General features: G+C 43.5%; 10 protein-coding genes. 6 read left to right on the top strand and 4 right to left on the bottom strand.

Going from position 1 to position 16,063, the window contains the following annotated elements; translation table 11 throughout:
- Positions 1 to 12: 12 nt before the first annotated feature.
- Positions 13 to 6,108 carry a hypothetical protein gene (locus tag MHH63_RS17115; RefSeq protein WP_341171832.1) on the top strand — a complete coding sequence of 2,032 codons (6,096 nt, stop codon included), beginning with the start codon at positions 13 to 15 and terminating at the stop codon, positions 6,106 to 6,108.
- A 350-nt stretch (positions 6,109 to 6,458) separates the two neighbouring features.
- Here MHH63_RS17115 and MHH63_RS17110 read toward each other — a convergent pair whose 3' ends face one another.
- Positions 6,459 to 6,914: a hypothetical protein gene (locus tag MHH63_RS17110; RefSeq protein WP_340917821.1), complete on the bottom strand. Its 456-nt coding sequence runs from the start codon at positions 6,912 to 6,914 to the stop codon at positions 6,459 to 6,461.
- A gap of 225 nt (positions 6,915 to 7,139) precedes the next feature.
- On the opposite strand from MHH63_RS17110, the gene MHH63_RS28615 reads away from it, so the two are divergent.
- Positions 7,140 to 7,295, top strand: a complete 156-nt coding sequence (locus MHH63_RS28615) for a hypothetical protein (protein WP_445321769.1) — start codon at positions 7,140 to 7,142, stop codon at positions 7,293 to 7,295.
- 38 nt (positions 7,296 to 7,333) lie between these two features.
- Entirely contained in the window at positions 7,334 to 7,720 is a 387-nt protein-coding gene (locus tag MHH63_RS17105) for a hypothetical protein (RefSeq protein WP_341171831.1), read from the top strand.
- Between the two features lie 520 nt (positions 7,721 to 8,240).
- Here the strand turns inward: MHH63_RS17105 and MHH63_RS17100 are convergent.
- Positions 8,241 to 8,639: a cytidine deaminase gene (locus tag MHH63_RS17100; protein WP_076186474.1), complete on the bottom strand. Its 399-nt coding sequence runs from the start codon at positions 8,637 to 8,639 to the stop codon at positions 8,241 to 8,243.
- Positions 8,640 to 8,878: 239 nt separating this feature from the next.
- Here MHH63_RS17100 and MHH63_RS17095 point away from each other — a divergent pair, with 239 nt between their 5' ends.
- A complete protein-coding gene (locus tag MHH63_RS17095) occupies positions 8,879 to 9,829 on the top strand; it encodes a methylenetetrahydrofolate reductase (protein ID WP_280752736.1) in 951 nt (316 codons plus the stop codon).
- An 86-nt stretch (positions 9,830 to 9,915) separates the two neighbouring features.
- Here MHH63_RS17095 and MHH63_RS17090 read toward each other — a convergent pair whose 3' ends face one another.
- Positions 9,916 to 11,658: an SGNH/GDSL hydrolase family protein gene (locus MHH63_RS17090; RefSeq protein WP_341171830.1), complete on the bottom strand. Its 1,743-nt coding sequence runs from the start codon at positions 11,656 to 11,658 to the stop codon at positions 9,916 to 9,918.
- 241 nt (positions 11,659 to 11,899) lie between these two features.
- Here MHH63_RS17090 and MHH63_RS17085 point away from each other — a divergent pair, with 241 nt between their 5' ends.
- Positions 11,900 to 14,767 carry a glycosyl hydrolase 115 family protein gene (locus MHH63_RS17085; RefSeq protein WP_341171829.1) on the top strand — a complete coding sequence of 956 codons (2,868 nt, stop codon included), beginning with the start codon at positions 11,900 to 11,902 and terminating at the stop codon, positions 14,765 to 14,767.
- A 47-nt stretch (positions 14,768 to 14,814) separates the two neighbouring features.
- On the opposite strand, the gene MHH63_RS17080 is transcribed toward MHH63_RS17085, so the two are convergent.
- Positions 14,815 to 15,594 (bottom strand): helix-turn-helix domain-containing protein, encoded by a 780-nt coding sequence (locus MHH63_RS17080; protein WP_076186480.1) that lies wholly within the window; start codon positions 15,592 to 15,594, stop codon positions 14,815 to 14,817.
- Positions 15,595 to 15,723: 129 nt separating this feature from the next.
- Here MHH63_RS17080 and MHH63_RS17075 point away from each other — a divergent pair, with 129 nt between their 5' ends.
- The gene (locus MHH63_RS17075) at positions 15,724 to 16,020 is read left to right on the top strand and encodes an ArsR/SmtB family transcription factor (RefSeq protein WP_038569940.1); all 297 of its coding nucleotides are present in this window, start codon (positions 15,724 to 15,726) and stop codon (positions 16,018 to 16,020) included.
- Positions 16,021 to 16,063: the final 43 nt, after the last annotated feature.

The following is a 16,063-nucleotide window of genomic DNA, read 5'->3' as shown; positions in this document are numbered from 1 at the left end:
GAGCGAGAGAACATGAGTGATCTGTTTGCAGGATTAGGTCAGTTTGTTAGTTCTGATGAGTTTAAAGCAGATATGAAGACCAAGGCAACAGTCGATAGAATAAAAGACTTATTTACAGTGATGCATGATGGCCATTTACCAAATGGTCTATTTTATAACCCCAATGCCAGATGGCTCGCCGGTATCCAGTTCAAACCGGTTCCATTCGTTGATCTTTCCGCTTTATTTCAGGATGAGCATAACCGTTATGGCATTTTTGTTCAATTACTTGGAGATGGGGCAGGTCCCTTCGCTGGATTGAACGGTGATTTCAGTTATGAAAAAAGAAAAGGCTCCGTTGGACGGTTCACCGGAGCTATCAGTCTACCTGAAGAACAGCGGCGTATCGAGATGGGCGCAGTAACCGTGATCGTCCCCGAAGTTGCACTCGATCTCTACCGAAACGGAGATTTCAAGATCGATGTCGGGTTTCCGGTCGGCTTGGATTTTAGCCGTTCATTATGCATAGAGGCTCCGCCGTATGTTGGATGGGGAGGCTTTTATTTTGCCCGCTTAAGCGCTGAGACGTCTGCGTATAGCAGAGTTCCAGAAATTAGTGCGACAATAGGTACTTTCAGTTCAATTATTGAGGCCGGACTAGCTGTCAATCTGGGGTACGGCAAATACTTCAAACGGGGAGTGCTGAATGCTGGACTTAGTTTGACGGGGATTGGAATCCTGGAAGGAACGAATGCAACGTTTAACGCGAATTGCGACCCTTCCAAGAATGGAGCAAAGTTCAGCTGGTACCAAGGAATATTGGGACTATCCGGCAAAGTTTTTGGAGAGGTGGATTTAAAGGTACTTAAGGCCGTAGTGGATTGCGAAGTCAACGCAACGGCCAACATGATCATTGAAGCCTATAAGGAAACGAATATCGATTTTGTGCTGGAAGTCCATGCGCATGGAGAAATAGAAGCCGATTTCGGTATCGCAAAGGGGAAGATATCACGAAGCTTTCACGACAAAATGAATATGGATTTTGTAATGGGCAAAGAGACTACAGCTCCATGGGATACATGCTCTCCCCTTCAATCCCCACACCATTCATTGACTACGGACAATCTGGTCTGGTGGCCGGTTATCGTTCCTGCGCTGGAACGGCGCAAATTAACGCTCTATTGTATGCCGCAGCTTTCCGTCGGAGAAGAGGGCGGCAGCAAGAAGGTTCAGTGCTCAGCCATGTTGTACATGATTGACGATCCTCTTCAACCCGACGGATTTAAGGCATGGGCTAAGGGGGTACTGCTATGGACGCTGAATGCTTACTTGAACCGTAATTCTAGCTCAGGTACTCCCATCGACAGGTTGCTTCAACAGAACATTACTAAAGAAGAATTAAAGAGTATTGAAAGATACACAACAGACGGCCAATCGCCGATTATCTATAATCAGAGCGGAACGGGTATTGTATCATTTCTGGCCGAATATTTTGAGATTTCGATATGCCATCCGGAAATAGGTTGCAGCGGAACGCCGGAAATCAAACAATTAGTATTTTTTCCGATCTTCCCCGATATCGAACTGACAGTCGAACAGGCACTCCTTGGGGTAGCAATGCCGCAAACCTCAAAAATTGATTTCACAAATAACCAAACGATCTCCACGGATAAGCTTGAGTATATAAGACAACATTCGCGTCGGATGATGGCCGAGCCAGTTCATGAAGATAAGTGTGAAGAAACTAACCCTCAACCCGATCCTCTACCATTGCTTAATATAGAGCTATCAATGGCTACCTTGTGGATTCAGGATGTTGTAACCATGTGTACGCGTGCCCTGGCCAGAGAAGCCGTTGATCAATCAGGCTTAGGTTTGCCAGGGGATATGATATTAATAAGCGATCTTGTCGATAAAGTCGTCGATAATAATGAGCGGATGAAAATAGTCGCGGCAAGCATCTCCCAATTCACTCTGTTCGGGCTCCTGGTGAAGCAGAGTAAGTCTTCGGAGCAAAAATCTGTTTATAGCGAGATTGGGCAGCAATTTCCGTTATCCGATTCGTTGACTGGGCTTACCTTAAAACTGGAGCTTCTGCCAAGCAATTTGCCGGTAACAATGAACAATTGCACAGAGCCTCACGGTGATCTGTCTACCCTCACGATCATTTTTCCCGATTGCGAATTGGATCGGATAACGGCGTTGCGACATACCGAATTACCGAATGATGATTGGTCATGTGTCCGTCCGCTTACACCCTATGTTGACGTTCCCAACACTTATCCGGGGAAACAGCTGCAGATATGGGAAAACACCCGTTCAGCGACAGGAATCAGACGGAAACTGAGTGTGTTCACGGCAGCGCTTGGTCATAGATTGGCGGCACAGGCAGGAACTTTGGCTTTGTGGCAAATGGATAAGCAACAAGCACATAAACTAGATCCCGCCAGAGACGAATATCGACTTGCGACATTTGTAGAAATCCGGTTGTGGCCAACTAATGTTCTTAATATGTATGAGCTGAAAGGCGCGAGCGGATACGGACAACTGCTTCTTGAACGGTTAAGCCGGGAGATCGCAAATGAATCAAGTAGAGGTCCGGTAGGTCTGGAGAGTGTTCATGTTCTTCACTTGCGTAAAGAATCGGATGGTCAGGTTATTTGGAGTTCGGACAGCAAGCTGCCTCTGGTTCTCAGCAGTAATCTGACAAAGTTCACTGAACCTCCGGTAAACGGCTTGTCTGCGGTGACAGCCCAAACTCCCGCAACATTCGCACAACTGCTGCATACCAGCGGCACTATCCGATCCGGAGGCTTTTATCTTTGGTATGAGAATCCATTTGACCAGCCGCCAGACCCGGATAATCCTATACTTGCACAGATCCTTTTCCGGTATGTTAACAACGCGCCTCTCGGTGCATACGTGAATGCGGCGGATACGGTAATAGGTTCCGATTCGGATGAAGCCTTTTATTTTCTGGATACCCTCCGAAGCAGCAAACCTGCATTTCCTTCCGGTCATGCAGGCATTGAGATATACCGTCCTGCCGACAAGGAGTCAACGGATTTGCAGGCGTATTTGCGCCGGATGTTTTATCTGATCGGTACAAAGCTGAAGGGTAATCTGGCGTTTGCTGAGCAGGATCTTTCAGACGTGCCCATCGCACCGGTTGGGGAAGTAGATGCACTGCCCTGTGATTTACCCACAGATCCCTCCAGGTGGCCGGGACCATGGTATCAGTATCGGCCTGTATTGCCGATTGTCAAGCATGCTATACAGCCGCCGGAGACTGTAGAATGCGATAAGCCCGCGGGTAACCCCTATGCCGGTCTGGGAGAAAAAGTAGTAATAACCCTATATCCACGGGATGTTCTTGGAAATACACTGTCCAAACCAAAACACGATTACATTATACCGGTGCTTTACCGTGATTTTGTTATTCCTCCTCACCAGTGGCCGGGGACAACCCTGTGCTACCGTCTGGATCAGAACGGGCTTGTTGTAACTCTGGCTTTTTTTGCGGACGGTCTGACAGATGAACAAGCCCGTGCTGCCAAAGACAGCTATGCGCTGGCTTATCATCAGTTGTCGCAGGAGTATGTCGAAGTGGGAGTGACCTTGTCGATTGATGAGACGAAGACGCATGATGTGAAGGATATCCTGACTGAATATGCCCTGGAATGCTGGCGTTCACTTTGCAAGAAGCTTTCCGGCGAGCCTTATAATCGGGTGATCAAAAAGTGTGAAATTGATCCTTCAGCGATAACACTCACCAAGGAGAAGCCTCTCTATGAGCTGACCCTTGAATTGACAATATTACGCGCATTCGAAGAGCATATAGATCCTGACATGAAATCCATTCCAGAGACAGTCAGTGGCACCAGCCGCATCCAGCATGAATCGTCAACCAGAATTGCTGGAACACAAACGATCGAAGCGTTCGCCCGATATTTTGAAGTGGCCTTTGATCGAAAGATAGGTGCGGGTGCATGGCGTGATAGCGAGGATAGCAACCGACTCTGGGTTGTCGGTATAGGTACCAAAGCCACAGCTTGCTTGAAAACAGAACGACAAGCCGCTGAATTCTTCTACGGTGCAGCACCGTTTGAGACCATGAAGCGCAGCCGCACATTAACCGTTCAGCCGTATGAATTATTCTCTGCCACAGGCGGTACAGTATTGGCTGATGCTCTGGAGACGGAATCCGTGGAAGACTTGGATATTTGGGTTCAGCAAGTGTTCGCTTTCATTGACGAAATGCTCGACAAGGATTGTCTGAGCGTGATAGGCAAACATGATGGAGCCATACAATTGGAGAGTCTTCGCAAGGCAAAAAGCGAAATAGCCGAAGCATATGCGAGCAAAGTCAGTCATCTGGGCAAGCTGAAGGTTTCCGATATTTCCGATTTGGCCGCTGCACGTGAACGATTCAAGCAGCAAATGCTGGTCCAGCTCGCCGAAGCCTATAAGCAGGATACAGTCATACAGCAGCCGTTTAACGTGGGAATCGCTTGCGGTGATCCGGGTGAAATGGATCAAGTGAGTTTTTATGGGCCGATTGAGGCGGAAAGCTTCATTGGATTGTCTGATGAATGCAAGGCGGAACCGGGAAGTGAGATTTACGTCCAGGCAAGCTTTACTCCGGCTAAACTGTCGCTTCACAGGGGTACACAGCAATTGACCTATTTGTTTAATGTTAAGAACACCGGTCATTTTCCGCGGTATCAAGCCAAAGGTGTGAATTATCGGGTTACACATTTGGAATATGCGCTTGAGGAGAAGGGGGTTGTTTCATCAGCCTGGATATCGTTAATCGTACCGTATGATCTTCCATTGGGAGACATGGTTATCCCTGTAGTGATAAAAGGGCATCCGGAGCCCCCGTTGCTTCTGCGCCATGGTTATATCGACCCGGAAGAACCGGATATTGACAATGCCAGGACTCTTCTTGATTTGACTAAAGAATGGAAGTATACGTTTACGTATAAGCTTCGGCAAGAAATGACAGGACAAGATCGTTTGAAGCATGAAATTGTCTGGAATGAAGAACTGCCAGTTGCTAAGCGCACATTAGCAGATGAGCTTCCTCAGGCTCTTGCCCAGCTCATCCATATCATGCCGGATATACGCATGGCTTTGCAGCCTGAAGCTGATTCAACTGGAGTTTCCAAAGCGGTGGAGTGTTTGAAGAAATGTATGGAACAGATCGTCTCGAAATGGAATTCCTGGCTCTCCAAGGCGGCATTCGGAGTGAACAGCGGCGAGCCCACCACGTTCGATACGTTCGATACGTTCGATACTTTGGAGCAGCAGGATAGTTCTTCCCTGTTGAAAGTGATGCTGGATAAGCTTACAGGTCCGATCTCGGTAGGGGATTTCTCCATGCAGATAGGTAAATACCAATCCGAACCCGCCGGCCCGGGAGCATTTCTCTTCTACTTTATGGGGGCAGACGGGAACCGGGAATATCTGCTGTTTGATCAGCGTATGCTGCCGGAAAATACGGAGCGGACTGTTCAAATCGAGAAGTTCAACATTTTCAGACTCCAGAGATCCCGGATAAGTCTTTATGAGACACGCAATGAGAGCTTAATGAAATGTTGCAGCTCCTATGAGGAAGCAACGGCAGAAGAGTTTGTTTACCGGACGCCAAAGGTCAGCCTCACGGAATCCATTGCACCTTGTTTAAGAACGACAAGGGAGATTGATTTTTCAACACTCTCCGGAGCCATGGAACATCCTATTAAAGAGCATGTAGGCACCTTATTGAACCAGCTGTTCGAAGATGGAGGTATTCCATTGCTGTCGCATTCGATAGTCTGCTCAGCATCCTATAAGTATGCGTACCTGTCCGTACACACCTTTCAGGACGACGCCACAGGGGAAATAACAGTTCCGGTCTGTTTTAAACATGCTAACCTGTATAAGGAAAATGAAGGATCAGTTGTGGAATTCTGCAGACAATTGAATGAGTGCATGAAACGAAAGGATGGACCTCTAAACAAACAAGGAAGGTTTGTCATTCAACTCAGCATTTACCCGGGAAATGCAGTAAATGCTAATACACTCCCAGTGTTGGTGATAGAAAAGCTCACATTGCCGCTTAATAAAATCAGCATTGTGGAGTAAGTATAATTAATGCAAGAGTGAGGGGGCTCATAAGCCATGAAATGGCTACTTGGGACACCCTTCTTTTTTTGTAGGGTCAACGTGAATACTCGGGTAGATGCTCCACCAACGGACTGTTATTCTGATCGCTATGCTCTCAAGATTTCTTTCATTCGCCTTAATGGTGAAAATCCGGGGAATAAGACGACATTTCGAATGGTTGCCAGGTGTGGTCAAGATTTTCTCGAAAGTTTTTCATCCCATGCGTCTATCAATTCAATCAATTTATAAATCACTGGAGCTTTCCAGTTGAACTAAATAAAGAAACAAAAACTGTAATAATTATACTTAATGAAAATATTCTTTTCATATTATATTCCCCCTTTATTATTTCTAACGATTAGATTTTTTCTTATTTTGATTAGATAATATAGAGTTAAGATAAATTGTATAATAGAAATACTCCAAGGAAGCAGAAAGAGCATTTCCACTTGATATTTTGGAAAAAATTCAATAGAAACGACAACTCCATATTCAATATCACTGTCATCTTGCATTGCATTGAAAAATAAAAGAAGTAAGAGGCTGGATAGCATAGTTACCAAAAACCAAATGGCATTGTACTTTATCCTCTGAGTCCTTATAAACAAAAAAGAATTAATAAAACATAATAAAAGTGGTATAAAGTACACCTTAAATGAAATATTTAATAACTCCGTTCCCCATCCCTCTATTCTTATCTTTAAAAAATAGATTAAGATCAGATGCAGTCCAACCACCAGTATTACATAAAGAATGGCTTGTAGTCCTGTCTTGAATGACTTCATCTTTCGTTCCCCTTTTCCATTCGTTCACTTAATGCTCTAATGATATCATCACCCTTCATCGAGATTTTCTTCTTACTTCAAGCACCTATATACCACCCCTGAAATTATATGGATTAATTTTAACTAAAACACTAAATATCCTTATAATGTAATCATCGGGAATTTTAAGGCGAAAATTAATAGTAAACCCCTCTTCCGAGTAACAGTACTAACTCAACCCCGACAATTGTAATTGGACTTAGCAATATAAAAGTCATAACAGCAGGCAATCTATTTAGTTTTGCAATTTCTAAGGATGGAAATGTGTGGGGCTGGGGAGCTAACACGAATGGCGAACTGGGAGATGGTACGAGAATTAATCCAGTTTCACCTGCATGGTAGCCTTAACTTAAAAGAGACGTGTAGAGGAGTTTTTTATTTTGGGAGCGGCAGGGAGTATTTTTAAACCAAAAATATTGAGCAAGAAACCTGGTATTTTAACATATGGGATGACACCACCGAAGGTAAGCCATTCACCAGAAAAGATATCAGAAATTGCACAGAAACAGGTTGAAAGACTTAAAAACGTTGATTTAGATGCTTTAATTCTTTACGACTTCGAGGAGGAGGTAGAAAGAGTTGATCATGAAAGACCTTACCCATATTTACCAACGATTGATCTGGCTATTTATGGTGATAAATATCTAGGACAAGTGGAGGTCCTAGGATTTCATTTGAAGGAGCAAACAGTATATTACATTATTACGTTAAATGAAAAGTGTACCCATTTTACGGTACTCTTTTTAATAGCGCATTTTCTCATTTAAAATGAAATATTAGATGATTATTAGTTACTGGGGATTTAAATTCTCAATTAAATTGAAACAGTCTCTCTTATTTTATAAGGGTTTTCTAACAGTGAATTCTCATTTAAAATGAAACATCACAGGAAAACTAGAAATGTGACTATGCATAGCTACTAAAAGCAAGCGATCATCGAGAGGAAGTGTTTATCCTTTTATCTCAATGGATCGCTTGTTTTTTATTATTGATGATGTTCATTGAGAGGTTTTAACTATATGAGTTTTAGATACTATAGAACTACATACAGACTATGATAAAGAATTTATTGAATTTAGGGTAAGAAATGCTTTGGAAATGATAAAGGTAGTATTTAAAGAAAAAGATAAGGTTGGAATTGCGATTTGGTAAGTAACAACGTATTTACGCGGTGTGTCTGGTCTGTGAACTCTGTGTTCTGACTAAGCTTTTTAACACAAAAAACACGCGTACTTGTCTAACACAGGTACGCGTGTTTTTGTTATTCCACTACGAGAGGAATTATTTTTACATATCTAAATTTTTGAATGCATAAGGCAATAAATCCTTTAAACTCAGCTCTAAGATCTCTTTTTTCTCATTGGTTAAATAGACAGGCATGTCAGGCAAACAGAATTCCGATAATACTTGTCTGCAGATGCTGCATGGCGGCAGAAAATCCATTGTGTCACCTGCTACAGCTATAGCCTGAAAATCACCTTTAGTATAGCCCTTTGTAATAGCTGTGAAGATTGCTGTTCTCTCTGCACAATTAGTAGCGCCAAAAGATACATTTTCTACGTTTACTCCATTAATAACATTTCCATCTTTAAGCAATAAGGCTGCTCCAACTGGAAATTTAGAATAAGGGGCATAAGCAGCTTTCTTTGTGTTACGTGCGCTTTCCATTAATTCTTCTTTATTCATAATACTCACCCTTTTTAAATAAGAATGAACCTTTCGGTCCCCTTATCGCCAACTTTAAGGTTGGCAGGACTTCTAATATTATAGTCACATCAAATGGTTGTCAACATGTACTACTCGATAAGTATCATTAAGGAATCATAGCTTTAAAATATAACTAGATATAGTAAATAGAAGTTACACATATTAAGCCTGCCATGGTAACCTTATCTTAAAAGCGACGAGTAGAGGGGTTTTGTAATGTGGGAGCGGCAGAGAATACATTTAAACAAAAAATATTGAGCAAAAAACCGGGTATTATAACATATGGGATGACACCACCGAAGGCAAGCCACGCACCAGAAAAGGTCTCGGAAATCGCCCAGAAACAGGTTGAGAGACTTAAAAACCTTGATTTAGATGCGTTAATTCTGTACGACGTTCAGGAAGAAGTAGACAGAGTGGATCATGAAAGACCTTATCCCTATTTACCAACGATTGATCCGGCTGTCTATGGTGATAAATATCTAAGACAGGTGGAGGTCCCGAAAATAATTTACCGGTGCGTCGGTAATGATACTAGAGCTCAGTTCGAGGATTGGGTTAAAACTGACGAAAATGAAGATAGATTTTCCGTGTATGTGGGCGCTTCGTCAAGTAAACAAGAGGTGAAATTGAATTTACCAGATGCTTATAGGCTAAGTAAACAGCTAAATAACAATTTAACTTTTGGCGGAGTTGTCATTCCGGAAAGACATATAAAAAAGAATGATGAGCATATACGGGTTGTCGAAAAGACCAACAGTGGGTGCAACTTTTTTATTACACAGGCAACTTATAATGTAGAGGCATCTAAGAATTTATTGTCTGATTTATATTATTACTATACAAATAACGGTTTTGAGATGGTTCCTATTTTATTTAATCTTGCACCATGCGGCACCGCGAAAACATTACAATTTATGAAGTGGTTAGGGATCAGTATCCCGGGATGGTTAGAAAACGAGTTAAAATACTCGAATGATATTTTGGATAAATCAATCCAGCTATCGCAAAAAATCTTTGAAGAATTACTAGATTTCGGGCTGGAGAAGGGAATTCCTATTGGTTGCAGTATTGAAAGTGTTTCAACAAGTAAGTTGGAGATTGAAGCATCCGTACAGCTTGTTAAAGATGTGAAGGCCATTTTAGATAAGAAGCTGCCTACCAAATAGAAAAAGATTCCTCAAATTATTGAGAAACCCAGGTCATTTAAAGACCATGGGTTTCTTTTTAGGTTATATACCACTAGGTCAACTTATTAAACATTATAGCCGAAGCCAAGTATAGTAAAAGACTTGTCCTGATCTTCCGGCACCATTCTGATTTCTACCTGATGCTCCCCGCTAACCTCATTTTGATAAAGAATTACCGGATTGCAATGTGTCCAGTTGTTCTCATGTGGATCAGCGGTGACTACAAGACAACCATCGACGTAAATGTTCGCCTTGCCGAATTCGCTGCTGCCAGAATCCTTGTATACGAGGATGAGATTTTTGCTTGTTATCGTCAGCTTGAAGCTGTGTTCCCCAGAAGACGCTGAATGCATCCAATTATGAGGGAATTCCGGAGTTCCGAAAGGATCGGCATCCATTTCTACCCGCTGCAAATCGGTATCGATCCCCGAAAATCCGCCCACCTCGATCCTGCCTGCGTCAATATGGCTTTTGCGGTCCAGCAGGAGGGTTCCCACAAAATCATTCCCGATGACCGGATGTTGATCCAATAGGAGATCATCTTCGTCCATTAGCGTTTTGTGGGTTTCGGAGAATAAATAAGCCAGACAATCAGCCATTACCCGGTGACCATCATTAGTAGGATGATAGATATCATAGAAAAATTGCCGTTTCGAGAGGATGTTCCCCTCATTTTTGCTTAGGCGGAACTGCCCGGATACCGCATCTTTTACACTAACCATAGGAAGATTATAACGCCGCCCAATGGGGGAGAGCCGTTCCTGCAGGTTCCAGTCATTCATAAACACGCTGAACAGGAGAACTACTGCCGGCCTATTATCGGCGGAAAGTATTTTTAGGCATAAGCTTTCAAAACAGTTGCCTTTCGTTTCATCTCCTTCGTCGTTTACCGCAAATTCTACCACCACGATATCAGGTGTTACAGAACCTTCCCGGAGAATATCCCTTTCATAACGGATGACCCCAAGCTCGGACGGAGTTCCACCTACCCCAGCCTTCACAAAATGGATGTTCTCACCACCATTCGTACCGAATAATTCCTTAAATCTCAGATACGATTGGTAGGCATAACATTCTGTATGGATCGGCTTAGCACCTGCTCCCTGTGTAATGGAACCCCCAATATAAGCAATCGTGACATCCTCACCTTTTATAGCCTTATGGATGGCCGTTTTTAATCTTTTATTATTGCCCGGATGAAGCAAGGATTGGGTAATGATCTCCCGGTATTCGTTAGAATCAAACGCTACAGGCGGTTCAATGATTAGCTCTGGTACAGAATAACCGTCATGCAAATAAAAAATTATACTCGCGATGGCCAGTTCGCCTTCATGTTTAAATTCAAAAGCGAATTTGCCGAGCACCGCATCCTCTTCAGACCATTCCAAATCCTCTAACTTCAAGAGGACTTCGGAACCGTCGGAGGGACAGGGCACACGTATGCTGCTGCCTGTTTCGTATTTGCTGGTTTTGCCCCAGTTCTGCAATAGAAAAGAGATGGGCTCGTTCTGCTCAGGATCCCTTCTCACAGACACTCCGATACTATGGACTAATTTGCGAAATCCAACGCAGTTTCCTAGCAGCTCCAGTATTGTCTCATCAGTGACGCCGCCAATATATCTGGCCTTGTCGATTAGATAGTTACCTTCCAGATAAACTTCCTGTGAAGGTGGACCTTCGGCCCGGGCTGTCGCCTCAATCGCGGTTTCGTAGAGCACAAAAAAACCGTTCCTGCGTTCAGCCGGATCCTTGGGCGCCTTTGGACCTTCAATCTTGCCTCCTGTAATGATCCCGTTATTGTTTTTCATATTGATCATCCTCGCTTTTTGTATAAGCTTTTCTTGTTATGGATGCGCTTGCAAAAGACATATTTTTATTAGAAGGAATACCTGTTAACAGTAACACCAAATATCCAGATTGTTCAACCGATAAACAAAGTTTCATTTAATAATTACAAAAAGTTGCTAGTTTACACATGGATGTTGAAATCGCTTACTTATATAATGTGCCTAGTCATACGAAAATAGGATGCTTAAGGGGAGAATTATCATGCCTACGAAGGAATTGCACCTTGTGAAGCAGGGCAGTGCTGCCAAGATTTACGTGGACCCTAAGGGGAAAGATTATGAGGGATTACGCCGGGTGGCACAGTCTTTTGCAGCAGATGTTAAACAGGTAACAGAGGTAGAACCTGAGATATATACACAATTGAACAAATTGGATGGAACAGTCATAATCGCTGGATCGATAGGCAGCAATGATTTTATCGATGATTTAATCGCGGAGGGAACCGTTGATGTATCGGTCATCCAAGGTAAAAGAGAATGTTATAAAATTCAGGTGGTTGAACAACCCACAGCGGGAGTGGACAAGGCGCTCGTCATTGTAGGAAGTGATAAACGGGGGACGATTTACGGGTTGTATTCGATCTCCGAAAAGATTGGAGTTAGTCCTTGGGTGTACTGGGCGGATATTGTGCCGGAGAAGAAGCCGGCATTGTCCATTCCTGATAACCAGCTTCATGTGATCTCCAAGGAGCCTTCGGTTAAATATAGAGGTATTTTTTTGAATGACGACTGGCCGTCTTTAGGTTCTTGGGTAACTCAAAGATTTGGTGACTTTAATGAAGATTTCTATGACAAGGTATTTGAACTCATTCTTCGCTTGAAGGGGAATTATTTATGGCCGGCGATGTGGAGCGCCGAATTTAGCCTGAATGGTAAAAGCAGCCCGATTGCCAACGCTAAGCATGCGCAAGAATACGGAATTATTATGGGAACCTCCCATCATGAACCCTTATTCCGGGCAGGCAGTGAATGGCAGAAGGTATACAGCCAATACGGGACAAGTAACCTATGGGATTTCGCCCGTAATAAACAGGCGATTACAGATTTCTGGGAAGACGGAATCAAGCGCAATCAGGACTTTGATAACTTGATTACCCTAGGCATGCGGGGGGAAAGTGACTCTGCGCTGGAGGGCTCCGACCAGGAGAATATTGATCTGCTGAAGGACATTATACTTACGCAAAAAGAACTATTGAAGAAATACAATCTTGAACATGCGCCGCAAATTTTGGCCGTTTATAAGGAAGTTGAGAAGTACTGGTATGGCACTGCCGGGGTGGAAGGGTTGAAGGACTGGGATGTTCTGAATGACGTTACGATCCTGCTTGCTGACGATAACTTTGGCAATCTCCGCAAAATCCCGACAAAAAACGAACGTAACCGCAGCGCAGGATGGGGGATGTATTATCATTTTGACTATCATGGTGGTCCGCATTCCTATGAATGGTTAAATACGACCCCGCTTGAAAAAGTCTGGGAGCAAATGTGTATGGCATACGATTATGGCATCCGTGATGTATGGATTGTGAACGTCGGGGATTTGAAGCCTATGGAATTGCCCATTTCCTACTTTCTGGATTTGGCCTACGATTTTGAGGCTTGGGGGACAGGTGCAATCAATCGGACTGTGGAATACACCAACCGTTGGGTAGAGAAGCAATTCGGATATGTGCTGGAACAAGAGACATGTCTGGGAATCGCACAATTGTTAGGGGATTATATCCGGATGAACGGTCGGCGCAAGCCTGAAATTATTTATCCGTCCACCTTCAGTCCTATCCATTACAATGAGGCGCACAGAGTTCTGGAGCAAGCGGTGATGATCGAGAAGGCTGCCGGCAAATACGATGAGCTAATCCCGGAACAACTAAAGGATGCTTACTTCCAGCTCGTATATTTCCCTGCTGTTGCCTCGGCCAATGTGGTCAAAATGCAAATTTATGCTGGACTGAACCATCTATACGCTAAGCGAAATAGTATGTTGGCAAATACTTACGCTGCTCTGACCCGCGAAACCATCGAACGGGATAAGTATCTGGAGCTGGTTTATAATAGCGGAATTTCGGATGGAAAATGGCAGGGAATGATGAGTTCCCCTCATGTAGGGTATATACATTGGAATGCAGAAGGGTGGAAATATCCGGATGTAAACACCTTGACGCCCGCCAGAGGTTCTTTAATGATTGTCGATGTGGAAGGAACGGAACAAGCGTATGTTTCCGGCACAGCTAATCTTCGGGTATTTACAAATCTCCAAAAAGAAAACTATCGCATCACAATCAGTAACGGTGGAGAAGCGGGTTTTGAATATCAGGTGCGGAGCAGCGTAGATTGGATCAAGCTTGAGAAAATACGCGGCTGGATTGAGGCAGGGGAGACGCTTCAGGTTTCCGTAGATTGGGAGAAGGTCAAAGAAGCATCGACGGGCGAAATTACGATCTCCGGTGCCGGGAATATAGTTAAGGTGAAGGCAGCCGTGGATTGGATAGACATTCCGGATGTTCCACCGATGACATTCATCGAGACCCATAATATCGTGTCCATTGAAGCGGAGCATACCATAACTCGTGTTTCGAAATCAGGGGTGGTATGGAAGACCATTGACAGCTATGGACGTTCTTTATCCTCGGTTAAAATGTTTCCGGATGCTGTATCTTTTGAACAACCGGAGGATGCACCTTGTCTGGAATATCGGATTCTAGTGCAGCAGGACACCGATTATAGCTTAACCGCGTATATTGCGCCGACAAACAATCTGTCACAAACTAGCGGGTTAAAATATGCGATAGGTTTCGATGATGAGGCACCCGTGATTAAGGATGCTTTACCAACGAACTTTGAAGGCGGCAATCATGATAATGAACCGTGGTGCCGTGCGGTTATGGACAATATTCATGCTGTAACCACCAGCCATGCTTTAACGAAGGGTCTTCATACCCTCCGCTTTTACGGATTGGATGCGGGTCTGGTTCTGCAAAAGCTTGTATTGTCCGCTGCCCAGCTTCCTTATTCCTATTTAGGGCCGGAGGAGAGCTTTTATACTAGCGGGACGGCGTCCATTCTTAGTTAGGTTGAATTAAAAGGGCGAACAACTAGGTTGTTGCTTCGAATCCTCCGTTATTTCAGGGCAGATGACGGAGGATAACCCTTTATATTTTTGAAAACGTTGCTGAAGTAGGCGACATCTTGATAACCACAGTGCGCTGCCACTTCGGACACATTAAAACCACCTGCCGATAGAATCATCTCAGCATTGTTCACGCGCACCTTGTTTATAAATTCTTTACAGGTGGAGCCAGTGTTCTGCTTAAACAGCTTACCAAGATATACGGGATTTAGGGCAACCAAATCTGCCAGCTCCTTGATCGTAACTTCCTCCGAATAATGATCCATGATATAGGTCATCACTTTTTGGATTCTTAGATCTATCAGAGGTGTTTCTTGATGGTGGGCGATACTTAATAAGCGGTACACAATCAGTTGAAAGATGGCCCGGGCCTTCATTTTGTAGAAAGGTTGTTTGCCCATCCAGATATGTGAGAATTCTTTAATATCCTCTAGAATCTCTTTAGTTCTCCAATTCCTAGTTACAGTCTCAAAAGGGAGCTGCACATGATTGTCCTCACCCTCCCAGAAGAAATTGAAGGCAAAGGAACGCATGGGTGCCTCCTTGAAAGTCTGAGCTTCCCGAATGCTGCCAGAAGGGGCATAGAGCATATCCCCGGCTTCAACCGTGAATTTCTCTCCATTAATAAAATAGTCAGACTTCCCTTCTACGATGAAGGTAAGATCATGGAAATCAATTTTACTCCTCGTAATCTCCCAATCCGGGAAGGATCGGCGATCAACGAACAAAAAAACACGGGGAACAAGATTTTCGTATTTGGTAATGTCCATTTCTACCATCCCTCTTTCCTTATAAATAGATCCGCGCTAATGCCGATTGGTATATTATACAAAAATGAATCCGATTAAGAAATGGGATTGTAAATTGACTTTGCGCAATCAGAAGAATACAATAGTTTTATGACTATCGAACAATATTCCTTAAAAGATGATGAAAAGCGAGTGAAGATTTTTAAAGCATTAGCAGAAGTGAAACGAATTGAAATGATTCGTTATCTTCATCTCCATAAGGAGAACAATACATGTGGGTCCATTGGTGAATCTATGGGAATGGATAAATCCAATGTGTCGTACCATCTGAAGATTTTGTATGAAGCTGATTTAGTAAGTGTCACACGTATGGGGCAGAATAAGATTAGCCAGCTTCGAGAGGATACGTTTAGCGAATTATTACCGGGTTTCTTGGACAGTTTATAATATGTCCGGAAACCTATAATTTTTTCTTGATAGTTTGATAGTT

It is taken from the genome of Paenibacillus sp. FSL H3-0310 (assembly GCF_038002785.1).
Taxonomy (GTDB): Bacteria; Bacillota; Bacilli; order Paenibacillales; family Paenibacillaceae; genus Paenibacillus_AQ; species Paenibacillus_AQ odorifer.
The sequence above is the reverse complement of the archived record's forward strand: the minus strand, read 5'-3'. Positions and strand labels throughout refer to the sequence as shown.